The sequence below is a fragment of the Enterococcus sp. DIV1283b genome, assembly GCF_051710965.1.
Taxonomy (GTDB): Bacteria; Bacillota; Bacilli; order Lactobacillales; family Enterococcaceae; genus Enterococcus_B; species Enterococcus_B lactis.
Genome location: NZ_JBIOLR010000001.1, coordinates 2312125 through 2337418, shown reverse-complemented (window position 1 = coordinate 2337418; position 25294 = coordinate 2312125). Strand labels below are relative to the sequence as shown.

Annotated in this window: 20 protein-coding genes; 13 read left to right on the top strand and 7 right to left on the bottom strand. The window is 38.3% G+C overall.

Going from position 1 to position 25294, the window contains the following annotated elements; genetic code table 11:
- Positions 1–2034, top strand: coding sequence for a BglG family transcription antiterminator (locus IGJ53_RS11470; RefSeq protein ID WP_259742158.1), 2034 nt, complete (start codon positions 1–3; stop codon positions 2032–2034).
- Positions 2035–2044: 10 nt separating this feature from the next.
- Positions 2045–2485 (top strand): PTS sugar transporter subunit IIA, encoded by a 441-nt coding sequence (locus IGJ53_RS11465; RefSeq protein WP_259742157.1) that lies wholly within the window; start codon positions 2045–2047, stop codon positions 2483–2485.
- A 109-nt stretch (positions 2486–2594) separates the two neighbouring features.
- Here IGJ53_RS11465 and IGJ53_RS11460 read toward each other — a convergent pair whose 3' ends face one another.
- The 3 genes from IGJ53_RS11460 to IGJ53_RS11450 all read right to left on the bottom strand — a co-directional run bounded on the left by IGJ53_RS11460 (position 2595) and on the right by IGJ53_RS11450 (position 4843).
- A complete protein-coding gene (locus IGJ53_RS11460) occupies positions 2595–3722 on the bottom strand; it encodes a hypothetical protein (protein ID WP_010732950.1) in 1128 nt (375 codons plus the stop codon).
- A 2-nt stretch (positions 3723–3724) separates the two neighbouring features.
- Entirely contained in the window at positions 3725–4402 is a 678-nt protein-coding gene (locus IGJ53_RS11455; RefSeq protein WP_010732951.1) for an ATP-binding cassette domain-containing protein, read from the bottom strand.
- A 108-nt stretch (positions 4403–4510) separates the two neighbouring features.
- Positions 4511–4843, bottom strand: coding sequence for a hypothetical protein (locus tag IGJ53_RS11450; RefSeq protein ID WP_201064543.1), 333 nt, complete (start codon positions 4841–4843; stop codon positions 4511–4513).
- A gap of 260 nt (positions 4844–5103) precedes the next feature.
- Between IGJ53_RS11450 and IGJ53_RS11445 the strand changes: the two genes are divergently transcribed.
- The 3 genes from IGJ53_RS11445 to IGJ53_RS11435 are packed head-to-tail and all read left to right on the top strand — an operon-like array spanning position 5104 to position 8486.
- Positions 5104–6870 carry a PTS mannitol-specific transporter subunit IIBC gene (locus tag IGJ53_RS11445; RefSeq protein WP_259742156.1) on the top strand — a complete coding sequence of 589 codons (1767 nt, stop codon included), beginning with the start codon at positions 5104–5106 and terminating at the stop codon, positions 6868–6870.
- A gap of 14 nt (positions 6871–6884) precedes the next feature.
- On the top strand, positions 6885–7322 hold the full coding sequence (locus IGJ53_RS11440; RefSeq protein ID WP_002291499.1) for a PTS sugar transporter subunit IIA: 438 nt from the start codon (positions 6885–6887) through the stop codon (positions 7320–7322).
- 12 nt (positions 7323–7334) lie between these two features.
- Positions 7335–8486 (top strand): mannitol-1-phosphate 5-dehydrogenase, encoded by a 1152-nt coding sequence (locus tag IGJ53_RS11435; protein WP_010732954.1) that lies wholly within the window; start codon positions 7335–7337, stop codon positions 8484–8486.
- Positions 8487–8547: 61 nt separating this feature from the next.
- Here IGJ53_RS11435 and IGJ53_RS11430 read toward each other — a convergent pair whose 3' ends face one another.
- Entirely contained in the window at positions 8548–9246 is a 699-nt protein-coding gene (locus tag IGJ53_RS11430) for a type 1 glutamine amidotransferase (RefSeq protein ID WP_002315738.1), read from the bottom strand.
- Positions 9239–10591 carry a Mur ligase family protein gene (locus tag IGJ53_RS11425; RefSeq protein WP_002287244.1) on the bottom strand — a complete coding sequence of 451 codons (1353 nt, stop codon included), beginning with the start codon at positions 10589–10591 and terminating at the stop codon, positions 9239–9241. Before IGJ53_RS11425 ends, IGJ53_RS11430 begins: the two co-directional genes overlap by 8 nt.
- A 1022-nt stretch (positions 10592–11613) precedes the next feature.
- Here IGJ53_RS11425 and IGJ53_RS11420 point away from each other — a divergent pair.
- Both IGJ53_RS11420 and IGJ53_RS11415 read left to right on the top strand, forming a co-directional pair.
- The gene (locus IGJ53_RS11420; protein ID WP_259742155.1) at positions 11614–13584 is read left to right on the top strand and encodes a QWxxN domain; all 1971 of its coding nucleotides are present in this window, start codon (positions 11614–11616) and stop codon (positions 13582–13584) included.
- Positions 13542–18716, top strand: a complete 5175-nt coding sequence (locus IGJ53_RS11415; protein WP_438750246.1) for a hypothetical protein — start codon at positions 13542–13544, stop codon at positions 18714–18716. The genes IGJ53_RS11420 and IGJ53_RS11415 overlap by 43 nt, the downstream gene beginning before the upstream one ends.
- Positions 18717–18902: 186 nt before the next feature.
- Here IGJ53_RS11415 and IGJ53_RS11410 read toward each other — a convergent pair whose 3' ends face one another.
- Positions 18903–20303, bottom strand: coding sequence for a TrkH family potassium uptake protein (locus IGJ53_RS11410; RefSeq protein WP_010732957.1), 1401 nt, complete (start codon positions 20301–20303; stop codon positions 18903–18905).
- A gap of 160 nt (positions 20304–20463) precedes the next feature.
- On the opposite strand from IGJ53_RS11410, the gene IGJ53_RS11405 reads away from it, so the two are divergent.
- The 4 genes from IGJ53_RS11405 (at position 20464) to lepB (ending at position 23312) form a co-directional block, all read left to right on the top strand.
- Positions 20464–21201, top strand: a complete 738-nt coding sequence (locus IGJ53_RS11405) for an epoxyqueuosine reductase QueH (RefSeq protein WP_002310105.1) — start codon at positions 20464–20466, stop codon at positions 21199–21201.
- Between the two features lie 124 nt (positions 21202–21325).
- Complete coding sequence (locus IGJ53_RS11400) at positions 21326–21805, top strand: hypothetical protein (RefSeq protein ID WP_002294107.1); 480 nt, start codon at positions 21326–21328, stop codon at positions 21803–21805.
- Complete coding sequence (locus IGJ53_RS11395; RefSeq protein ID WP_010732958.1) at positions 21802–22569, top strand: DUF6681 family protein; 768 nt, start codon at positions 21802–21804, stop codon at positions 22567–22569. Before IGJ53_RS11400 ends, IGJ53_RS11395 begins: the two co-directional genes overlap by 4 nt.
- A 173-nt stretch (positions 22570–22742) precedes the next feature.
- Entirely contained in the window at positions 22743–23312 is a 570-nt protein-coding gene (gene lepB / locus IGJ53_RS11390) for a signal peptidase I (RefSeq protein ID WP_002316795.1), read from the top strand.
- 118 nt (positions 23313–23430) lie between these two features.
- On the opposite strand, the gene IGJ53_RS11385 is transcribed toward lepB, so the two are convergent.
- Positions 23431–24033 (bottom strand): class I SAM-dependent methyltransferase, encoded by a 603-nt coding sequence (locus IGJ53_RS11385; RefSeq protein ID WP_086311509.1) that lies wholly within the window; start codon positions 24031–24033, stop codon positions 23431–23433.
- Positions 24034–24137: 104 nt separating this feature from the next.
- On the opposite strand from IGJ53_RS11385, the gene IGJ53_RS11380 reads away from it, so the two are divergent.
- Positions 24138–24602: a GNAT family N-acetyltransferase gene (locus IGJ53_RS11380; RefSeq protein ID WP_010732960.1), complete on the top strand. Its 465-nt coding sequence runs from the start codon at positions 24138–24140 to the stop codon at positions 24600–24602.
- A 106-nt stretch (positions 24603–24708) separates the two neighbouring features.
- Positions 24709–25293 (top strand): thymidine kinase, encoded by a 585-nt coding sequence (locus IGJ53_RS11375; RefSeq protein ID WP_002291517.1) that lies wholly within the window; start codon positions 24709–24711, stop codon positions 25291–25293.
- Position 25294 lies beyond the last annotated feature (1 nt).

Sequence of the window (25294 nt, the reverse complement as noted above, 5' to 3'; positions counted from 1 at the left end):
ATGTACTTATCGCCCAGAGAAAAACAATTATTAGCAGAATTTCTCAGCAGTCCCTCACCTGTGACTATCCAAAAAATGATGAATTTATTGAAAGTCAGCAAGCGGACTGTTTACCGCGAATTAGATAATCTTGAAATCTCATTGAAATCAGTAAATGCTTCGTTGAAAAAAGTAGCAAGAGGTTCGTTTGTCATTGAGGCATCGGAAGAAGTAATGGAGCAATTAAATGAAAATACAGATGGGAAAAGCGATGATTTGCCTACTGCTAAACGACAACACGCAATTTTAGCCGAGTTGTTACTAACGACAGAACCGTTGAGTCTTGCCCATTTTATGGAATTATACCGCATCAGTAATACTACTTTTTATGCAGATATCAAACAGTTGGAAGAAAGCATCTGCCAACTGCCTTTGAAAATCATTCGGAACCAAGGATATGAGATCGTAGGACCGGAAAAATACCGTCGGCTTCTAACAGCGAATGTATTAGAATTAGAAATCAATGAATATGAACTTTTTCATAGTATTTCTTTTGATTCATCGCTGAATTACTTTTTTCGATTCGTTGATCCGCAACATCTGTCTCTTGCACGCCAAGTAGTCGGGGAAGAATTGATCCAAAAAAAGACTAATCTAAGTGATAGAAAACTTGAACATTTGGTTTTGATGCTGACATTGACGATGGATCGTGTAACGAAAAATCATTTACTGACAAATGAGACGTATAATGGTCTGGCAAACAAAGAATTGCTTCAGACCGCTAAACGATTATTCTCACGGATTGCTTCTGAGACAAAACAACTTTATCCAGTAAATGAAATCGTCTTTTTTGCAGGATTATTAAATGACTTCACGAACTCATTTGATCAGAATTTCTTTGAAGAAACGTTCGATACCCAGCTTGCTTATTTAGTAAAACAACTGATTCAAGAAGTAGGTGAAGAGACGAATGTCCATTTCTATGAAGATGAAACTTTGTACAAAATGCTTTTGACCCATTTGTCTGGTGTGTTTTCAAGAGCTGTTTTACAAGAAGAGACACTGACTAATCCGATTTTAGAAAAAATCATGGTTCAATATGAGGAAATTGCCAATGCAATCCGCAAAGCAGTAGAGCGGATTTTTCAAGAAAAGAAATTATCAGAAGAAGAGATTGCATATATGGTCCTTCATTTTGCAAATTCATTGGAAAAAAGTCCGAAAGAAAGCAATATCAGTATTGCAGGATTTTCACCAAGCGGCTTAGCTTCTACTAGCATGTTGGAACTGCGTTTGAAACGTTATTTTCCTTTCATTCAACAGATTCATTTCTATCGGATCGCTGATTTGAAAAAAATTGATTTACAAGAAGAATATGATATTGTTATTTCTACATCTATTCTACCAGGATATAATGGAACATATATTTTAGTCTCCCCGCTACTGCTGGAAGAGGAAGTCAAACAGCTAAAAGAAGCTTTTTCGCATATTGAGAAGAAAAAAAGGCAAAAAAATACGTATAACAGCAATAACGAGTGGATGCTAGAAGATACTTATGAGGAAACGATGCATTTCATGGAGCAAATCAATCAATTACTTGATCGTTTCTTTATTCAAGAACTAGATAACCCTGATACGGTCTCCGAAACGATTCGCAGCTTATTTCCTTATTTTCCTGAAGGACTAGTAACGGATGAAGAGGTAGTTCATCGCCGATTGCTTAAGCGATACGAACAAGCACCTATCGGAATTCCTCATACAAATATGGGGTTATTCCATACATCCAGCTCATTGGTTTCTAAACCGATCTTTTGTATTTTCAATTTGAAACAACCGTTGACAATTGACGGGATGGATAGACAGCCAGTCGATTTGTCCCGTATGTTAGTTATGCTGGCGCCTTCGCCAATCCAAGAAAAAGACGGGATTCTTTTAGGAAAAATCAGTGGAGCAATCATCATGAACGATTTGAACACAGAGATCTTCCGCTCAGGAAATAAAGAAATCGTTTATCAATTGTTAGCGAAAATCCTGATTGAAGAAATAAAGAAATGAGGGTGAAAAGATGATCCAGCTACCAGCAGAAAAAATATTGCTCGATCAATCCTATCAAAATTGGAAAGAAGCGTTGACCGAGATCGGTCAGTGGATGACCCAACAAGGGGGAATCAAACCGGCATATATCCAATCAATGATCGAAAGACAAGAAAAAGCGAGTGTCTATATCGGGAATTTCGTAGCCTTGCCACATGGGACTGACAAAGATGAAGAAGTAGTAGAAGAAGGGATCTATTTAGTCCAAGTGCCTGATGGTGTGGACTTTGGAACAAAAGAGGAACCAAAAATCGCGACACTCTTATTTGTAGTGGCTTTAAAAAAAGAACATCAGTTAGCTGTGCTACAAGATTTAGCCTTTTTCTGTTCAGACATCGACCAAGTAATGGCGCTCAGTGATGCGGAAACGATTGAAGAAGTCCAAATGATTTTTGAATATGGACATATATAACCAATGTTCTCAGTAAAAAAGCTGCCTTGCATCAAGTAATAACTTCAACCAAGGGAAAAATAGGAGACGGTGACAAGATTTTTGTCACCGCTCCTATTATTTTTGTGTTTTAATAACTCTTTTTTTTATAGATAGCGCCCATACCTATGAATAATAGAACGATACTCCATGTACCAAGTGTCAAGATACCATTCATGAAAGTAACCTGTTCTGAAGCTAGTGGCGAGAACATATCTCCTCCTACGATCACATTTTGAAAATCAACATAAGAAGTTGGCAAGTAATGACTGATTGATTCTATCCATCCAATCGAAGAAAACAAGCGATACTCTGCTAAGAAAAGACAAAGAAGTGTACCTAAAAGATTGACTAGAGAATGTTCAAATAAAGCAGATAGAAGAAAACTGATTGTACTTAAAAAAAGCACCCACAACAACAGGAACAGAAAACTCTGGGAAAGATACACATACATCGGAAGGATTCGTATCTCCTGACCAATGATCGTTCCTACAGGATAACGGAAGTCTCCCAAACCATTTTTGATTACTACTAGTATAGAGACGAACAAAAATGGAATCACGAGACTTAGCATAGCTGCACCATAATAAACGGTAAAACGGATGCTATGTTTCTTTACTATACTATCCGGTAATAGATTGACTAGAGAGATTACCTGCTTTCTTTTTTCATAAGAGATGATCGAGGAAAGAAACAAGGCGGTTATACATAAAATCAAAAAACTAGAAATCATTCCTGAAAAAATATTTTCGTAGTAATTCGCTAAAGGGAGGTGCGCTGGCAAGTCAAAAATTGAATATCTTTGGATCTGATGTTCGTTCATATAACGGAGCAACTCGACACGTTTTTGTTGTTCAATGATTGGAATTCCTTGTCTTTGACCAGAAATCAGTCGATCCAGTATATCTTTTTCATAATGATAAGTTGCTTCGACCATTTCCTGGACATTCCCTGTGTTTTTTGCATGTAAAATTGCTTCAATCAGTTTGTTGCTTTTCTCTAAACTTTCCACAAATTCTTTCTCATTCTCATCTTCTTTCAACGTTTCAATCAAACGTTGCGTTTCTTCATAGTTATGATTCAGTTCATCGAATTCTGTATAAGCAAGTTCATAATCAAAAAAAAGTGGGAATGCAAAGAGCACGACCAACAATAGAGGAAATAAAAAGTTTACTTTGTTTTTTAGTAAGAGATTGCGTTCAAATGTAAATAAAGTCATAGTTACACCTCATACAATTTACGATAAATAGCTAAAATCTCTTCCATATTTGAGGATTCTGTGACGATTTCTCCATTTTTTAGAAAACATGCTTTAGAACAAATCGATTGGATATTCGCGATAGCGTGGGAAGAAAGAAGAATCGTCTTCCCCTCCTCCTGCCATTGTCTGATCAGCCTATTCAAGACATCAATACTTCCTGGGTCTAACCCGTTCAACGGTTCATCGAATAACATGACAGATGAATCACTGATCAAGTAAGCAGCAAGCAAGACATGTTGTTTCATTCCTAGAGACATTTTTCCAATCGGCAAAGTAAGGTACTCAGTCATCTTCAATCGTTGGAAAACAGTTTGGCATTCTACTTTGCTCTGCCAATAGTATTTGATCAAAGTCAAATAATCAACAGCCGATAGATAGTCGGATAACTGATTCGTTGATTCTAGAAAAAAGAAAGACCGGCGGTAATCTGTATAAGCAGTAGGAGAGATGTTGTGAAGGGACAATTGATCATAAATTGTTGGCAGCAGTTGGGCAATGCCATTCAGCAAAGTTGTTTTGCCAAATCCGTTCGGGGCAATCAAAGCAGCTACTTCTCCTGATTCTACTAAAAGATCCAATTGTCGAATCACACGTTTTTTACCACGTTTCATGTTCATGTTTTTGATCAGTAATGTCATAATAAAATCTCCATTTTATGATTGTGTGACGAAAGCTGTGTTATAGACATTAGCTTCATTATTAGGAAATTTCCCATATATACAACACAGGCTTTGAAAAATAAAGAATTAACGAACTTGATATTCCCATGTGTAATAATAGGTATCTAAACTGAATCCTTTATCAATTCTGGTAGTATTTCGACTAATTTCACGTATACTATTCGTAAACCAATAGGAACGCCATGTTAACACATTAACTGCTCCCCAACCGATGGAAGGATCTCGATAAAAAGACTGTCTACCAGTCTTACGAACAATCGCTTCTCTTTGTCTAAATAAGTCTACTTCTTCGAACGGATGCTCTGCAGCAAAAGTTACATTAGGAAATAAGCATGTGGCGAGGGCAACAGAAACAATGCTAATTTTTACTGTTTTTTTCATTGTTATTCTCCCTTTCATTGTTATTCTCCCTTTCATTTTTATTTCAATACCATAATAAAACATTTACAAATAAAAAGAAAGCCATTACATTTGTTTTTTTAAAGTAATTTTAAATAAATTAAATAACTAAGTTATGAAAAAACAGTTTTTTATTTGAATTTTATTATTTAAAGACACTCTCAAACCTTTGGCACAAAGTTTCGTGCCAAAGTACGACTATTTCTCTTTTTAGTAAGCGGATACAATTAGAGTATCAAAAGGAGAGAGGAAGAGACAAAATGGAACGGACGATTCCCAAAAACAACATTTCGTTAAAAGCGAAGGTACAAAAATTAGGCAGTACCTTATCAAGCATGGTCATGCCAAACATTGGAGCACTGATTGCTTGGGGTGTGTTAACGGCTTTATTTATCCCAGATGGTTATTTGCCAAATGAAGCTTTTGCTACCATGGTAAGCCCGATGCTAACTTATCTGATTCCTTTATTGATCGGCTATACTGGCGGAAAAGTAATTGCTGGTGACCGCGGATCAGTTGTAGGAGCAATTGCAACGATGGGTGTGATTGTCGGAACAGAAATTCCAATGATGCTAGGCGCAATGATTATGGGACCTCTTGGTGGATATGCCATCAAGAAGTTTGATCAGCTGTTCCAAAAACGGATCAAATCCGGTTTTGAAATGTTGGTCAATAATTTTTCAGTAGGTCTTATCGGTTTTGGATTAGCGTTATTAGGTTTTTCTGCGATTGGTCCAGTTGTCGATGCATTGACTCAAGCAATGGCAAAAGGTGTAGAGATCATTTTATCTGCCCATTTGATTCCATTGACAAGTATTTTTATTGAACCAGCAAAAATCTTATTTTTGAATAATGCAATCAACCATGGGATTTTGACACCATTAGGAACTGAACAAGTAGCAGATGCAGGAAAATCTATTCTATTCTTGCTTGAAGCAAATCCTGGTCCAGGACTTGGTGTATTACTTGCTTTTACTTTGTTTGGCAAAGGAGCAGCAAAATCTTCAGCACCAGGTGCCATGATCATCCACTTTTTAGGTGGGATCCATGAAATCTATTTTCCTTACGTCATGATGAAACCGTTATTATTCTTATCAGTTATAGGCGGAGGAATGTCAGGAAGTTTCATTTTCCAATTGATGGATGCTGGACTAAGAGCGCCAGCTTCTCCAGGATCGATCATTGCGATTCTAGCGATGACACCGTTCAATTCTTACCTTCCTGTTATTTTGGGCGTGATTGTTGCCGCAGCTGTTTCATTCGGTATTTCTGCAGTGATTTTGAAAGCGGATGCGAAAGATACAAATGAAGACTTTGAAAAGTCTGTGCAAGAGACAAAAGCAGCTAAACAAGCATCTAAAGGTGCCCAAGGTATTCCTCAAGGAACTGCGCTATCTGGCGTACAAAAAATCATTTTTGCTTGTGATGCAGGGATGGGATCAAGTGCGATGGGCGCTTCGATCTTGAGAAAAAAAGTACAGGAAGCAGACTTGCCTCAAACGGTGACTAACCAAGCAATCAGCCAACTGACAGATGACTCGAATACATTGATCGTTACTCAGGTCGAACTACAAGAAAGAGCAAAACAAAAAGCACCGAGCGCGCGTTTTGTCTCAGTAGAAAACTTTTTGAATTCACCTCGATATGATGAAATCATTCAAGAATTGAGCAGCAAACAGGAACCATCAGTTTCTGAAATCAAGAACGAGCCAACAGAAGAGTTTCTTTCAGCAAACATCAAACAAATTAAAGAGATTCTACTTGTCCACGATGATCGGTCAGGGTCGGCAACAATGGGGATGACCGTGCTCAAAGATATATTAGACAAGAACCATTTAACTATCCCGTTACGAAAAGTCAACATCCAGGAGTTAAAAGGGGAGCCTGATTCACTGATCGTATCCAAAGAAAGTTTAGCAGAAAAAGCACAGATGGCTGCACCGCAATCCATTCATTTATCGGTTAATAGCATGGTCAACCCACAAAAATTTGAATCAATTGCACAATATTTGAAACACACAGCTTAAGGGAGGAAAACAGCATGCAAAGTTTGCCATTCGACATGATCGAACTCAATCGATCATTTAAAACCAAAGAAGAAGCGATCCGCTATTGCGGTCAAAAGCTTGTAGAAGCAGGATGCGTTGATGAGGAATATATCGATGCCATGGTAGAAAGAGACAACATGTTATCTGTTTACATGGGGAATTTTATCGCGATTCCTCATGGAACAGATGAAGCAAAAAAATATGTGAAAAAATCCGGCATCTGTGTCGTACAGGTGCCAGACGGTGTCAATTTTGGTACGGAAGAAGAAGAAAAGATTGCGACTGTTTTGTTCGGTATAGCAGGAGTCGGCGATGAGCATCTGCAACTTGTACAGCAAATCGCACTTTATTGCAGTGATATGGACAATGTTGTCCAACTAGCAGACGCGCTCAGCAAAGAAGAAGTAACGGAAAATCTAGCAATTGCTTAAGGAGAGAGAAAAATGAGAGCAGTACATTTTGGTGCAGGAAATATCGGTCGAGGATTTATTGGAGAAGTTTTGGCAGCTAATGGATTTGAGATTACTTTCGTAGATGTGAATCACATGATCATTGATGCTTTAAATGAAAGAAAAGAATACGAAATCGAATTAGCAGATGAATCAAAAGAAAGAATCACTGTAAAAAATGTCAAAGGAATCAACAATCAAACAAATCCAGAAAAAGTAATCCAAGAAATCGCTGAAGCAGATTTAGTCACTACCGCCATTGGCCCGAATATCTTACCTTTTATTGCCGAGTTGATTGCAAAAGGTATCCAAGAAAGAGAAATGGAAGGAAACACAACACCTTTAGATGTCATTGCCTGTGAAAACATGATTGGTGGTTCAGCATTTCTAGAAAAAGAAGTGTATAAATATCTTCCAGAAACATCATTTACTGACAAATATATCGGCTTTCCAAATGCAGCAGTCGATCGAATTGTCCCATTACAACACCATGAAGATCCTTTATTCGTCCAAGTAGAACCTTTCAAAGAATGGGTCATTGACGATAGCCAAAGAAAAAATAAAGAAATCCAATTAAAAGGGGTTTTATATGTAGATGATTTAGAACCATATATCGAACGCAAACTATTTAGTGTCAATACTGGTCATGCGACTGTCGCTTATACAGGTGCCTTGTTAGGTTACCAGACCATTGATGAAGCAATGCAAGATGCGTTAGTTGTGGCACAATTAAAATCAGTTCTGCAGGAAACAGGAAGTTTGCTGATTGCCAAATGGGGGTTTGATGCAGAGCAGCATCATGCGTATATTGAAAAAATCATCCATCGTTTCCAAAACAAATATATCTCTGATGCGATCACACGTGTCGCTCGGACACCATTACGTAAGTTAGGTTATCAAGAACGGTTTACACGGCCAGTGAGAGAACTACAAGAACATAACTTGACTTGTCCACATTTAACGGCAACAATGGGTATTATTTTTAATTACTATGATCCTGAAGATGAACAAAGCCGTCAACTGCATGAAATGAAAATCCATGAAAACTTAGAACAATTGATCCAAGAAGTCACAGGAATCAATGATCCGAAAACAATCGGGAATATCAAGCAAAACGTGAACCGTTATGCCAAGCAAGTCGCTTAAAATAGGATACGAAAAAGGGGAATGTGACGCAACTTTTGTCACATTCCCCTTTTTCGAATAACTAGGCTGTTTGTCCTTCAAGATAGGGCAGGTCCAACTCTTTACCGTAACGTTGTTCTAAAGCTAGGCGGATCAAGCGAGCTGCTAATTTCTCATTTCTTGCAAGGATAGGTCCGTGGAAATAAGAACCGAAGACATTTCGGTAAATGACACCTTCGGATTGATCTTCCCCATTGTTTCCTTGACCTTGTACCACTTTCCCCAAAGGCCGTTCACCTTCACCTAAGAAAGTCCGACCATTGTGGTTTTCAAATCCATAATAAGTTTCATTGAATTCTTCATTATGGATGACAATGTCACCGATAAATCGGTTATTTTCCTGACTTAATGTGTAGTGATCCAGTGCACTGATACCTTGGATCTTTTCTCCGTTGGCTCCCATGTAGTAGTGACCTAGCAATTGATAACCACCGCAAATGGCTAACATGACACCATCATTTTCGATATAGTTGATCAAAGAATCTTTCTTTTTCTGGATGTCTTTTGAAATGATCAGTTGCTCAAAGTCTTGACCACCGCCAAAGAAAACCAAGTCATATTTATCAGCATCAAAAGGTTCATGTATACTAACGATCTCCGTATGGCAAGAAACCCCCATTTTTTCTGCTACATATTTCAACATCAAAAGGTTTCCGTTATCGCCATATGTGTTCATCAAATTTCCATAAAGGTGGGCGATATTGAGTTCATAATTAGCCACGATTCATTCCTCCTTTGATAAATCCTTGAGCCGCTAGTTCTTTACGTAGCTGCAATACAGCAGTGTAAGTAGCTAAGATATAGACATGTTCAGTTGGCAATTCTTTGATTTTTTCGATTACTTCTGGTAATTCTTTTGTTTCTGTCAATTTATTTTCTGGAATCCCGGCAACTTTCAGACGTAAAGTCATATCTGTATGACGGTCTCCTCCAGAAATAACGGCTGGGATATCCATATCGGCAAAGTTTTCAAAATTACCATCCCAAATCCAGCTGACATCGATTCCGTCTGCGTAATTGGCATTCAATAAAGCCACTAAAGAAAATGGATAAGGAGCTAGACCAATCATATCGATTACTTGATTGATACCTACAGGATTTTTGACAAGTACTAATGTACATTTCTTTCCATTGATATTGATGACTTCTTGTCGGCCGAACACTTTCTCGTCATATCCTAACCCTTGTTTGATTTTATCAGGATCGACATTGAAGTACTCCGCCACTGCAGTAGCTGCTAAAGCGTTGTAGACGTTATACATACCACCAACTTCGATTCCATATTCATGACCATCGATCACAAAATCTGCTGAAACATTGTCCATCCGTACCATATCAGTCAATCGGTAATCCAGTTCAGGACGTTTGAAGTCACAATTTGGACAGTAATATTTTCCTAAGTTTGCATAAGTGATCATTTTATAATGCAGGATGTGATGACAATTTGGACACAAGACACCGTCTGTATTGTAATGCGCCATTTGTTCACGATCTTCTTCATGGTCAAAGCCATAATATTTTCTAGGATTAACTGTTTCGATCGAATTGAAGATCGGTGAATCACCGTTACTGATAATCGTTGCATTTGGTGACTTTGCGGCACCGTCTACAATCATTTTATAGGTCGTATAAATTTCTCCATACCGATCCATTTGATCACGGAAAATATTTGTAAATAAAAATAGTTCTGGTTTCATATATTCTGTGACTTTGCTCAAACTTGCTTCATCTATTTCTAGGACAGCAAATTTTTTCTGTCCTTTTTTTGGTTTTGCCTGCAAGAAAGTCGATACAATTCCTTGTACCATATTCGCACCAGTAGGGTTGGTTAGAACTTCATCGAATTGCTGGCGCAAAATATTGACTGTTAAAGCGGTAGTCAATGTTTTACCATTTGTTCCGGTAACAACGACGACTTGATAGTCTTTTGCCAAGCTATCTAATATATGTGGATCGACTTTCAGCGCTAGTTTACCTGGTAAACTTGATCCGCCTTTAAAAAAAGTTTTTAATGCCCATTGCGACGTTTTCCCAACTGCAATCGCAAAATGACTGCGTATTCCCATTATGTAACCTCCAAAAACGATTTGCTGACGAATAAATTCAACTAATCATACCATATGTTGAAAAAAAGGTTAAATTGCTTTTCTTATTCTTAAGAAAAGGTTATGTCAGAAAGAATAATGATAAAGATAGTATAGTTTTTAAACATCAAGCACTCGCTTCCTTTCTGGTTGGGTTTGGTCACAGGGATGAGTGCTTTTTGTGTACCTTAAAATCAAAAAAAAGGGCATTTGCTCTTTACGCTGGTATTAACCACTAGGTTCAAAGGGTCAGGTTTTACCTTCTCAACGCCGTAAGTTCCCCTTGCAAATCAAACATATTTAGTTCTTCTATCATTTTAGTTGAAAAGGTTATTATTTAGAATAGTTTGTTCAACTTAAAATGTATCTTATAAGGGTAAACACATGATTTTTTTCAGAATCCTTTTCGTGAAGGTAAAAGACTTTTAACCGTAAAATAAGGTTTTGTTCATGATAACGAGAGGTCGCTTCTTTCCATTTTTTTTGCTTATTTTCAGATAGATTTGGAAAAGAAAGATGAAATTGTTTTTTTTGATTCGACAATAAATGCCAAGTATTCTTGATCTATGAAAGTAACTTTGTAAATAAAGTAAAGTAGCATACTAGGATAAAGTAAAAATCATTCCATTGTATTTCTTATTATAAATAACACAACATATTTTTGACGTATACATAAAAAAACAATCATCAGATAATGGAATAGTGAGAAATAACAAATGTTTAATCACAGTCCATTTTTTTCTATCCACAGAAAAAAAAATTTTGTTGATATAAGTATGAACTATTGAAATGTGTTTAAATACTTAATAAAGGAGAGCGTAAAAAAACAAGCAAAAAAGAAAACCATGTTGTTTTAAGAAAAGCGTGTGAGTAAGAACTAACACATACAAGGAAGTGACATAGACTAGTTCGAGTTATTGAAAAAAACAAGGAGAATGGAACTTACAGATTTAAAGAAATGAGACTGTCTTTTCTAGTAATTGAAATCTAAGGAGTGAAAAACAATGCCGAATGACATCAACCAACACAGAGCTAAGGTGGGGAAGTACACGAGTGAAACACAGACTCCATTTGGACTAGAACGCAACCAAAGAGCATTAAATGAGCTTGCTGCAAGCATGGGACAACGTCCAACAAGGGAAGGACTTAAGACTTTAAGCGGATATCTCTATGTCTACAGTATTTTGAGTGCGCTTACACTGCCGGATCCACCGCCGAACCAGTCTAAGAATGTTCAGAAGTCTTCGCGTTCTATTCGTAGGAGACAAGAAACACCAACAAATACGACAAGAGTAAGGGAGTTTCATCCAGAAAGCCTATCCCAAAATCAGTTTGTCACGTTGGCAGATGCCGCACGTCAATGGAGCCTTGAAATCCAGCAGTTAGCGCAAGGAATTACGATGTTTTCGAACCATCTACCAGATAAAGCGACTGAGTCTCAGAGTGAACAAGGTGTAAGAGAGAAGGAACGCAAGCAATCCGATTTCAGAAACATTCGTCAGACAGCAATCACTGAATCGCAGAAGTTGAATGGCGGTCGATCAGAGGAAACAAATGAAGCCACTCCATCATTTTCTAAACACCCTAATAAAAATAGTTCTGATTATTTTTCTGGTAAAGACGCTGCCGAGAAGCTAATACAGACTTTTCAAGCTTCATTTGAAGAAACCCAAAAGCAAAGTGGCCTGGTTCCAAGAGAGACCGCACCGCCCATCGAAAAAGCTTTTTGGGAAGATCTAACTACGACCTTTTACAATTTTTTCAGTCAATTTGAACACACGTCCTACACAGAAAACCAAGCAGACGTGTTAGGCAGTTCGGTGATGGATCATTTTATCCATTTGATGAAGCGGACGTTTTCAGATAACCCAACGCCGATAAACCAAGATGGACCTCTAAAAAGCGAATCTATTTTGAAACAAGAAGAAGCGTCTATCTCTGCACAGCTTTGGCAGTTAACTAATGACTTGGGAAACTTATTAAGTGGATTCGTCCAAAGCTTGGATGTAATCCAACACTTAGGCGCGCAAGCCATCCCGATTTCTGAGGAGCAGCAGAACACACCAGACGAAAATGTGGCAATGACTGAACCAATGATGTCAGATGAGTCGGTAGATAAGCGAACCAATCAGTTGGATAGCCCAACGTTATCTACTGTTGATCTTGAAACAGAACAAGTCCATCACATCAATGAGACGATCATCACTGATCAGTTGCCTTCCACACGTTATCAGGAACCGTTACCGGTCTTCTTTTATGATCGTGCCCTTTTTCAGAGAAAAAATGAAACAAGTCACGTGAATGAAAAAATTAAAGAATTTTTCATGAAAGAAAAGCTGGCGAACGACGCGACTCCTGAGAGTGAACTACCAGAGATTGCTCGAACATGGATGGAAAATAAAGATTTAGATAAATTAAGTCAATTGGAAAGAAAACATTTTTTGGCTTACACGCTCCTTAAAAATTATGGAATGGAAAACGTGCGGTGGGGAGAATTCATCTCTGCTAATAAATTACAGGACATCTTTCTGCAATGGAAAACCAATACGTGGTTAGAAGATTATACGTACAAAGCAATCACTGATAAGACGAGCCAGTATGATCTGTCTGGAGCAGATCCCGTCCTAATCACTTCTTTTAACGAATATCAAAAAGAAGGCAAACAATTATTCAATGAATTTATCAATAATTTACCAGGGACAATACCCAAAACGCAGGAGCTCTCTCCTATTTATTATAGTGAAGAGCTGTTTGATGCACGGGAAAAAACAGAAAAAGTGAATGAAGAAGTTTGGTACCTTCTTGTTAATCAAAATTTCGTGAAGGATATACAAACACGAAGGGAACTGGTCCAAAAGTTACAAGAGTGGATCCTTTCAGGAGAAAATTACGAGATCAAGCTAGTAAGACAACAACTAGCTGCTGAGGTGATTTGTCTAAATTACGGAATGACTGGGAAAAGATGTCTCCAATAGAGGCACGACTCTATTTGTTGCAATGGGAAAACAATAATGCACAGGCAGGTTATAGTTTTAAAACCTTCGACATACTTGAGAAGCAGGAAGTGGGCAAAAATACGACAGATCAAGCAGTTGAGACGGTATTTATCGAGCAAGAAATTGCGACTTTTCTTCAGGAAAATGACATTGAAGTCCCTCCGCCAAATAAAAAATTACTTCCTGAACTTGATGAGGATCAAAAAGAGAAGCAGCGTGAAAAAGTTTTCTCTTTTTTGACTGAACATGGGATTGCTTGTGAGAATCATGAACCGCAACAGCTGATCAAAGGAATCACACACTGGCTTTTACTCAAGGAAGCACCTACGAAACCTACAAGTTCCGTCAGTACAGCTCTTGAGGAAGTAACTGCAAATCCCACAACTTCTGCCAGTACAGCACTTGAAGAAACGATACCGGAGACATTATACGATGTCAAAATCAAGCAATTAGCCAATATCCTCCTTGGAAAGAAGGAAGAAGAGTCCCTCTCAGAAGAAGAGGCAAGTGGGATTGTGTCTCGTTGGATAATAGAGATGGAGCTCGATAGACGATCTTCTACTGCCTTACCTGACACGTCAAGAGTAAAACGTTCTTTAGCTCCGCCAACATCCACACAGAAGGAAAATCCATGGCAATCTCAAAAGTTGATGAGCCAAGTAGAACGCCTTTTTCAGGAACAGGGTGTGTTATCTGGGGAGGTGACAAAAGAAAAGCGACTGGTTGCCATGGGTAAGTGGCTTTTACATCAGGATGATGACACCGTTTTTCGTACAGATAAACTCCACACCCTCGCACAAGTGATCTTGAAAGAATTGAATCTTTACGGAGGAAAAGAAGAAGAGAAAATCTCAGATAAAGATGCCGAAGTGACAGTGATAAAGTGGCTATTCGAGCATGTTCTTGGCTGTTCACTTGAAGAACATCTAGCTAGAAACATCGTTGCGATGCCCGATCCTTCTAAGATGACAGTCAATCATCTAAGAGCTCAGCTTGAGTACAGTCCATATGAGATGGGTCTGTCGTTTGATTACTTGCCGTTAAAAGAGAAGGCGGGGGCATTTACGTTTAAAACACTCTGGGAAGCATCACTCAAACAAACCTTGCCGAGTTTGTACCGACCAGACGATCTAAGTGAAGGCAAACGGCTGGTTTCTGATCAGAAACTGCTCGTGCAGTTGACAGGTGATAAGCTGCTAGAACGGGAAGAGTATCGTACAAAAATCAATGAATCAGAAAAAAGTTCCTTAGGAGCAGCTTTCTTGGATAGTGTGGCTGAGAAAAAGGAGCTCAACTTTGAAGATTTGCAGGTAATTTTTATGCCTGCATTGTTTGCGACAGCGCAACTGGAACCAGAGCGCCTGCGTGAAGCTTTGACCGAAGGAACCTATAAAGAAGTAGCCCTCAGCACCTTTATCAGCTATTGGCAAAAAGGCTATTTCAAGCTGGTTGAAAAACAAGAAACGATCGACCATCTATTTCAAAATTATCAAGAAGCCACCCTTAAATGGCGGCGGAAACAGGTGCTGGCAGAAGAAACGATTCGGGAGTGTTACAAGTCTAAAGCATCACTAAAAGGGTATCCGCCACCACTATTGGTATATTATGGCGCGCTGCCTGTCACAGAGACAGACGCTATCGCTCGCTATATCAGCGGAGGACATCCTTGCCCGACAGCGCACTGGGAAGTTCCTAATTTAGACGAATGGTACAAAGACTTGACTGGAAATGTGGCAGATGCTTATGCAAAATTAGATACAAAGCTGATCGAACTCGCATTGGAAACGATGGATCAAGATGAATCCCAGTTTCTTTTTTCAGAAGAGACGCAGATTTATGAGGCATCTGCAAAAATAAAAAGAAAAAAATTCAAGCGTATTCCTGTGATTGGATTGGGAGGAGATATTCAATATAAATCAGAAGCGGTTTATACGGATGCCGATCTGAAGAAGACTGATCTGTTTGTAGCTAAACGTGGGGATGAAGAACGTGTGTACGGATTGAAAAAACTGGAAAATGAAGGCGGATATGTCGTGTATCGTGTAGATCAAGACCCGTCATTATACGTCAAATATCAATTGTTTGAAATAAATAGTCATGAGCCGACATACGACACATTCTCTCTTAACGTGAATCTAAACAGTGAACGATTCAAAAATATGGATTTTCAAAGCAGTGAGAAAGGGAAGTCATCGGTATTTGCGTTAAGGCTCAGTCATAAACACCGCCACGAACTGTATGACAAACTTTATCAGTCAGGCGATGAAAAAACACCGCTAGAAAAAGCATTCGATGTACTCACACATGTTGTCCCTTTTTATGATTGTGTGACAGGAATCATCGAACAAGATATTGAAAAAGCGGTGCCTTCTTGTTTGATCGATGTTGCATTATTGATCCCAGTAGCAGGAGAGGCGGTTGCGCTCAGTACAAAATTTGGATTAGGTGTGGCAAGAGCGATTGCACGAGGCGGCTTAAGAAGCGCGTTACGAAACAGCGGGCATTTTCTTCCCACCTCCGTTGAATTAGGCAAACTCGGAGTTAGTATTGTGCGCTATATCGATCCAGGGGTTGAATTGATAACGGATAGCAGTAAACTGATGGCTAAAGGATTAGCGAAATTAAACACGAAAGTTCGAAGTACAGAAATAAAAAATCTTTTAGAAAAGCTAGAAAAACTGGAAAAGCAGACGCCAAGTATCTCAGAGAACTTTGTGAAGGCGCGGCTACCGAAAAATGGACCAGAAGTTCCGGTGAAACGTGTAGATGAACATTTATATGTACGGGTGACGGATCTACAAACAGGGAACGGCTTTGGTGACTACTATCTATTGAAGAACAACCAATTAGAAGTGTTTAAAGGTCCAGTCTCATTTTCAGAAGAACAGAAACGACTGATCGATATCGTGGCAATCAAGATAAAAGACAATCAAAAAGTGATTGATGAAAAAAATCTAAACCCTGCGGCTTATGGCGAAGGGCGGATCAGGACGGTGTTAGAAGAAGGAGAGCCGGACCAATTCTTGATAAAAATGAACGATCAGTGGGTTCCTGTTAGAGAAACGCCGATTGAGGGACATGGTGTGCGTTATGATGCGAAGATTGGCGAAGAATTGTTTCCTGTTAACTTTAATGGGATGGAGTGGTATTTCGAAGCAAAGACGTCCCCCTTTATGGCAGAGGAAGTCCGTACAAGCATCGGAAAACAACTTGAGAAGTTCGAAACTCGACAAGATCCAATGAATCTTTCTGCGCCAGATGAACGAGGTTTGATGCGAGATGATTCCGGAAGATCTTATATCAAGATAGAAAATCACTATGTGCCACTCATCTTATTGGATAAGGAAGCTGGACGATATCATTTAGTGAAAAAAGACGCGAACGAGCCAATGACGGTTTTGAGATTTCACCCGGAAAGCGGTCAATTCCAGGTTGAAACACCTTTGGAGAAAAAACTGTGGCAGGAAGAACGAGGTATCAGAGAAGCAAGTTATATACAAATTGAAACAGCTATTTCTCTGGAAAATTCACCCAAAATAGAACCGTTAAATCCAAAAATACAACCAGAGCCGTCACGTCCAAGAGGAGGATCACAGCCAGGATCATCAAAACCAGGAACATCAGGGCCCCGACTACAAAGCCAATATACGATTAATGGATTGCCTGTCATTCAAGATAGAGCTGATGAATGGAATAAGTTGAGACAAGCCAAGGTATACCTTCCACTTCCACAACAAGCAAGAAAAGTGAATTCGAAGGAAAAGCCGAAAAAATTATATGACTTCATCCCTACTCGACCTATCGAGGTTACAGTTCAAAAACAAATTGATAATTCGTTTCTTATGTATACACGCGAATATCTTAAATCCCATCCTCAGAATAGTTTTCGGGTATTTGCTGGTCTTGATGCAAGCAAGACACCAGATTTTCTCAAACCATTTCAAGTCGAGCTTGCACTAGAATTCGAAAATACGAAAATAATATATGACAATATGAAAAAAACATGCCAAAGATTGTCGAGAAAGAAAGCTATTTCTGACACTCGTGAAGGTAAATACCTGATTCAAATGTTCGAATTGGAGAATGTGCCTAATCAAGAGCAGATATTGAAGAAAATTATCGAGAGACTACGATCTATAGCAGAAAAAGGAGAGCAGTTCCTCCAAAAAACGGCAGATATTGGTTTTGAAAATGTTTGGATCGTGACTACTGATTTGAAACGAGACTATTTTTCACAATCCTATGTGTCAGAGTTTCCAAAAGGTTATATTGTAAATGCGTTTGTATTCCCACAAGATCCACAATGTAGAATATTCATTTTAGCAGACGCGTTCCATTTAGATCCCGGTATAATACCACATTTAGAGTTAAGATCAGTCCCATCTGAGACGATCATACATGAAACAACACATCTTAGTTCATACACGGACGATCTCATATTTTATAGGAGGAGACCAAAAAATTTTGCTAGTAGTGGACAAGACGTGCTAAAAGATTACAAAAATAATTTTAGTGATGCACTATCATCTCCTTGTTTTGAGAATTTCGTAGACCGATTAGCAGAATATCAGAAATTGCCGAAGCTATCGAAAGAAGCTGTGGCGAAAGCATTGACTTCTAATGAAAAGAAAATGAAAAAGAAAATGAATATGTTGCGAGCAAATTTACAGTTGGAGGATGCGGAAATGGTCACGACGATTATCAGAGACCTTTCCCAAGGAAGAGATTTTGACGTACGACCACGCGTGCGAAGAGACCTTAGCAGCAAGAAATTAGAAGAGGACAAAGGAATGATGTTTCTAAACTTGTCGTTAGGGTTTTTGTTCAATCCAGAACAATACTGGTTAAGTCCTCATTTGGATAAGACACAAGAAAAATCAGCGCTTGCCACAGAACATCCTGTTTCAACGCATACGAAGGAGAGCACACAGAAGGACACGACAAATACAACAGACGAAAAATGGGAGGAAACAGAGAAGCTGCAAAAGAGAAGCCTGCTAGATGCAGTAGACAAAGGTAAAAATAGAAGCCATACTGTCAATAACGACTTACACAAGCAAAACGCAGAGAGGAATCAAAAAAAAGTTTCCCTTAGTGCTTCGCTCAATTAAAAAGTCTATGACGTATCAGCTGGCTAATACTATTGATGAACATCGAAGAGAAGATGAACGATTTTCTTCGATGTTTTTTTGCTTTCTTACTTCATCTGTCGAACACAAAAAAAGCTTATCCGAACTGTCTTTTGACAAGGAACCAGATAAGCATATCAGTGGGAGGCTTTGCAGTTATCGTTACTTTTATCCGATAATGATTTTCTCACTTGGATATTCATAGCCCAGATCTCGGGTTTCTTTTGGTACGAACAGCATCAATGTATACAGCATTCCAATCCGCCCAATAAACATCAGGGCAGCAATCGTGATTTTACCTACAACAGATAAGTCGCCGGTAATTCCTAAGGATAAACCAGTTGTTCCAAAAGCAGAAGTTACTTCGACGATGATCGAGATCAGTGTTTGGTCCTCTGTAGCAGATAAAAAAACGATACAAAAGAAACACATACCAAGAGAAAGCATAAAGACAACGACTGATTTTCGCACATCATCTTGATCGATTCTCCGTCCAAAAATATTGATATTATCCTCACTCTTGAGGAAGGAGTATAGATACAAACCGATGATCGCTACAGTAGTTGTTCGTATCCCGCCTCCTACAGAACTAGGACTGCATCCGATAAACATCAGTAAAGAAAAAATAATCAGTGTCGTGATCTGAAAATCACCCAAATCGTGAATCTGGAGACCGGCATTACGAGTTGTAATCGAATAAAACATCGAATTGATCCATTTGACACTCATACTGGAATCTTGGAATAAATGGTCCTTTTCCAATAGATAAATTAAGATAGTTCCCGAAACAAATAAGATGACAAAAGCCAACACGGCTAATTTGGTAAACAAGGAAAAACGAAATGGAAGCTTTGCACTGGAACGTTTATATAACAGCCACTCCCGAAACTCCATCAATACAGGAAAACCAATTCCGCCGACAAAAATCAAAAACATGATCAGAATCAAGAAAAAATAGTCATGTGCAAAGGGCTTGATGGAATCCCCAGTGACGTCAAATCCAGAGTTCGTGACAGCCGATATCGCCTGATAAAAACCGTAAAAAACGGCATCACGCCAACGATCAAAATAGCCTCTGTAATAAAAATAAATAGAAAAGAATGTCCCAAAAAGTAATTGAAACCAGATTAAAATAGCAAAAGTAATCCGGATCAGTCGGACGATACCAGACAAACGCGGTTGATTCATATCTGTCATGATCAGCTGCCGCTGTTTCAACGTGATTCGTCGTTTAGAAAAAATGACAAAAGCAGTAGAAATCATCATGATCCCCAAACCACCAACTTGAAATAATACTTCTAGCAGTATAATACCGTTATCATTGAACACAGAATTGATATCAAAAGTCGATAGTCCAGTCACACTCACTGTACTGATTGCCATGAACAGCATGTCCACAAAAGAAACATGGCTATCTGGTTCGCGAAAAATCGGCAGATAAAATAGAACGAGTGATAAGACCGTCATCAATATATAATAAAAAACGATGATTTGGATCGATGAGAAATGATTGGCAGCAAACTTCTGTCCTCGCCGCTGCAGCCTTCGAAAGAATAAATCAACATGCACAGTACTATCCTCCTGACAATAGTCGTTTCTACCAGTATACAAGGGGAATCAGGAATACTCAAAGAAATTATTAAACAGATAACAATACAGCTTTCGATTAAAATAGAAATGGCTTATAATAAAGCAAATCCTAGAAAAAAGAAGGAGGAGGAATAACAAATTGATCAATGCCCAACAAATCGTAGAAAAAATGAAAAATCAAAAAATAAATTATGACACAGTTCTGAAAAAAATGATCATGCAATGGGAGAAAGAAGAAGTAAAGCCTAAGATATTAATACATACATGCTGTGCTCCTTGCAGTACGCACACGTTGGAATTCATGTCTCAATATGCAGATATCACGTTATTTTTTTCAAATTCGAATATCCATCCTAAAAGTGAGTATTTGCGGAGATTACATGAACAAAAACGATTTGTAGACCAATTTAATGAGAAAACTGACCATCATGTAGCGCTGATTGTTGATGAATACCGTCCAAGTGAATTCACCAAAATGGTTTTAACCAACCATCTTGAAGACGAAAAAGAAGGTGGTGCTCGCTGCAGTGCATGCTTCAATATGCGATTAGATCTTGTTGCGCAAAAAGCGCAAGAACTAGGATACGATTACTTTGGAAGTGCCCTGACGATCTCACCAAAGAAAAATGCAGCCTTGATCAATCAAATCGGAATGGATATCCAAAAGATTTACGGGACACAATATTTGCCAAGTGATTTCAAGAAAAACAAAGGCTATGAACGCTCTTTGCAAATGTGCAAAGAGTATGATATCTACCGCCAATGTTATTGTGGTTGCGTGTTCGCTGCCAAGCAGCAAGGATGTGATTTGAAAGAAATCAATCGGGAAGCAAAAGCTTACTTAAAAACATCGACCGTAGTTTTTGATGAAAATTAAAGAAATCTTTCGGAAAAACGTAAGAAAAAAATAAAGAATTTATGGTAGAAATAAGGTAGACTGTATAATTTGTCCGTAGTAAAGTAAGGAAACAAGAATAAATTTCAATGAAGGAAGAGATAAGATGCGAAAAGTAGCACCTATTTTGAAGCCAATCGCTGTATTAACAATCTCGACGATTGTCGCGACTACTACAGGTATTGTGAATAGTTCCAGCTACCGTGCACCAAGTTCAAGTTCTAGTACTGTAGAAGAAACAACACCAACTACTTCAGTCTCGACATCTGAACCAACAACAACGGAAAGTTTGAATGAAACCACTACGACAAGTACATGGGACGATACAACAACTAGTTCGTCGTATGATGAGACATATACAACTGACAGCTCAAGCGAAACAAGTAATACGGTACCAGATGGCACTCCATCGGATTCAACCAATCCAAGTACAAGTCCGGATACAAGTGCTAGCTCCGAAACGATACCAAGCAGTACGACTGTAGATGATAACACGCAAAATGATGATGCCGCACGTACAGCACAGCAAAACCAAGATTCAGGAAATACACAAACGTATAACCAGCAAGCAGGTGATTCTCAATGACATTTTTACTAGACCTTATCAATGGGGTGCATAAATTCCTTGGCTATTTAGACATCAGTCCTAAATATCTTAACCGTGGATATACGATTTTAAGTGTGATCCCCACGCTTTATTTATTGAGAATTGTTTATGGACTTTGGCAAAACCAAAACTATCTTCAATTTTTCTTATATGGACTTGCATTTCTAGTGCTTGTTTATTTTACTGTTTTAAATGTATTTTATTACTTTTTAGATAAAAACACGAAAGCCGATGTCACGCAGCTTTTTGTGAAGTATTTGCCTGATGAAGCGTTCAACATCCAGACAGAAGAAACAATCAATAATGGAAATTCGATCGATAAAGTGAATACACAAGAGGTCATGGTTTCTTATGACGAAGATTACCAATTGAAATTAGCCGAGAATATGCGGTATTTGATTGGAAATGGTGAGATCAAAACAAATGAACTCGGTCGCATGGATGGATTTTTGGTCGACAGAAATACGTTGTATCCTTATTACTATGTCAAGAAAACAGGAGAGAAAGAGTATGTTCTAAATATTGGACGAAGCTACTCGGACATGGAAAAAGTAGGGACCATTCGACTGAGCTCAACAGAAGACACATTGGAACCTGTCGGATTGTTCATCGTTGGCGGTGATTTTGTCAAAGACGGGTTGCGTTATCATGAGCCTTATCGCCTGAAATTAATTGCAAAAAAAGCACAATTACAAGAAGAACAAGTTGTTTATAGTCGGAGCCAAAGAAGAAGACATTCATAAGGGGATGTGACATGACTTTTGTCATGCCCCTTTTTTATATAACGAGAAAAATAGAACGAACACGTCACTTATTCTTTCCTTTCATTTATAAACATTGTAGAATAAAGAGAGTACAATGAAATATCGTAAAAAAATGTAATAAATAACGAGGAAATATAAGTAGGAGGTAAGCTGTGAAAGAATTTTTGAAAAATTGGGGGATTCTGATCCTTGTATTAGCGGCTATTTTATTAGCTAGAGTGTACGTGTTTACACCAGTCACTGTAAACGGACATTCGATGGACCCTACATTAAGTGATGGACAACGACTGATTTCATCTAAAATCTCGAACTATGAACGAATGGACATCATTACTACGAAGGAACCAGGGGATGAAGAACGAATGATTGTTAAACGAATCATTGGTATGCCTGGGGACACAGTCAAGATGGAAAATGACCAATTGACCATTAATGGCAAAAAGTATGATGAGCCTTATCTAGATAAGTTCAAAAAAGAATTTTCAGAAGATAAGTTACAAGGAGAGTATGCTTATAGTTCAGGGTTCCAAGCACAAGCAGAAAGTGCCTCTACCTTTACGAGCGATTTTGAATATACTGTGCCGAAAGGAAAGTATCTTGTTCTGGGTGATAACCGTTTGATTTCAAAAGACAGCCGAATGTTTGGGTTAGTCGACAAAGATATGATCCAAGGCAAAGTTGTTTTCCGCTACTGGCCTCTTTCAGAAATCAAAATCATTTGATGAAAAAATAAAAAGAAGCTGTGACATGATTTTGTCACAGCTTCTTTTTCCGAATAAACGTTGTTCCAGAAGTAGCTTCTTATTTCTTGAAGCTGCCCACTTCTGTCGTGACCTCTTTTTAAGCTTTTTGGCTGATAGATAAGAAAAGCGAAGCATGTTTATTCATAAATAGCTTTTCACCACGATGGAAAGTATGACTAGCAGTAGAGACAAAGCCAGTTTTTTTCAATCGATCGTTCAATTCTTCTTGGATAAAACCATTATGGACTTTCGGATGACTGATTTGTTCATTCTTGTCAAAATCTACAATAATCAGTTGACCGCCAGGAGCTAAAAGTTCGTAAAGTTTCATGAGAATAGTCTCCGTATCAGGAATGTGCAAAAGTACGAGTGATAGAAGGATCACATCTGCTTGGACAGCAGGAAATTCGACAGAAGCATCAGCGTGGATCGTGCGGACATTTTTCAGATCTGCTGCTTGGATCTTTTCTTCTGCCATTTTCAGCATAGTTTCCGAAGCATCGGCAATGATCAGTTCTTTGAATCTTTCCGCAAGCGGTAAACTCACAAGCCCAGTTCCGCCTCCATAATCCAGAAGGACTTTTTGGTGGCTGTCGCGAGGTAGATAAGTAGTTAGTTCTTCGCGAATAATCTTGGCTAATGCTTGACGGTCAGGGGAATCATAATGGTTAGCGATGGAATCAAAAATATTTTTTGTCATCAAATAGCTCCTTACATAAAACTTTGGAATTTTAACTTATTATAGCACGTGAAAGAAAGAAAACATGCTATACTCAATTCAAAAAGGGAGAATCTAGAAAGAATATGCCGATATCGTTTGTAAAAGATAGGGAGGAAAAAGGAAAGTGTGTCCGAGAAATATTACTAGACTTGCCTGAGTGGTTTGGGCTTCCTGAATCAACGGAAAAATATATCGAGGAATCAAGTAAACTACCTTTATGGTGTGAAAAAAGAAAAGAAGAATATTTAGGCTTTATCACTCTTTCACAGACAAGTGAAGATACTGCCGAAATCTATTGTATGGGAATAAAAAAAGACTATCATCACCAAGGATTAGGAACAAAACTTTTTAAAGAAGCAGAAGGTTACGCAGCAAAACATTACAAATATTTGCAAGTGAAGACTGTAGACGAGGGGTACTACTCTATATATGATCAAACTATTTGTTTCTACGAATCATTAGGATTTTCAAGGTTGGAAGTTTTTCCAAATTTATGGGATGAATGGAACCCATGTTTAATTCTTGTCAAAAAATTGGAACAAAAGTAAGCAAGGGATTTGAACGATAATCTGTGCTTGATGAAAATTCTCACTGTAAAAAATGTTGAAAATCAAGTATAATACCATAGGAACAAACTGGAAGGTGAAAAAGAGCATGGCACAACTATTTTTTAAGTATGGCGCAATGAATAGCGGCAAGACGATCGAGATCTTAAAAGTCGCACATAATTATGAAGAACAAAATAAACCAGTTGTCTTGATGACAAGCGGTATTGATACCAGAGATGGTTTAGGCGTTGTTTCAAGCCGAATCGGACTGAAACGTGAAGCAATGCCGATATTTGAAGAAACAGACGTATTTGACGTGATTCAGAACATGGAAAGCAAACCCTATTGTGTGCTGATCGATGAAGCGCAGTTCTTAAAAAAGAAACATGTCATTGCTTTTACGAGAATCGTGGATGAATTGGATATTCCGGTTATGGCGTTTGGTTTGAAAAATGATTTTCGAAACGAGTTATTTGAAGGATCAAAATATTTATTGCTTTATGCAGACAAGATTGAAGAAATGAAAACGATCTGTTGGTTCTGCCACAAAAAAGCAATCATGAATTTACATTATATTGATGGAAAACCTGTTTATGAAGGCGATCAAGTACAAATTGGCGGAAATGAAGCTTATTACCCCGTTTGTCGAAAGCATTACTTTCACCCATCAATGATTACAGAAGGAGAATAAG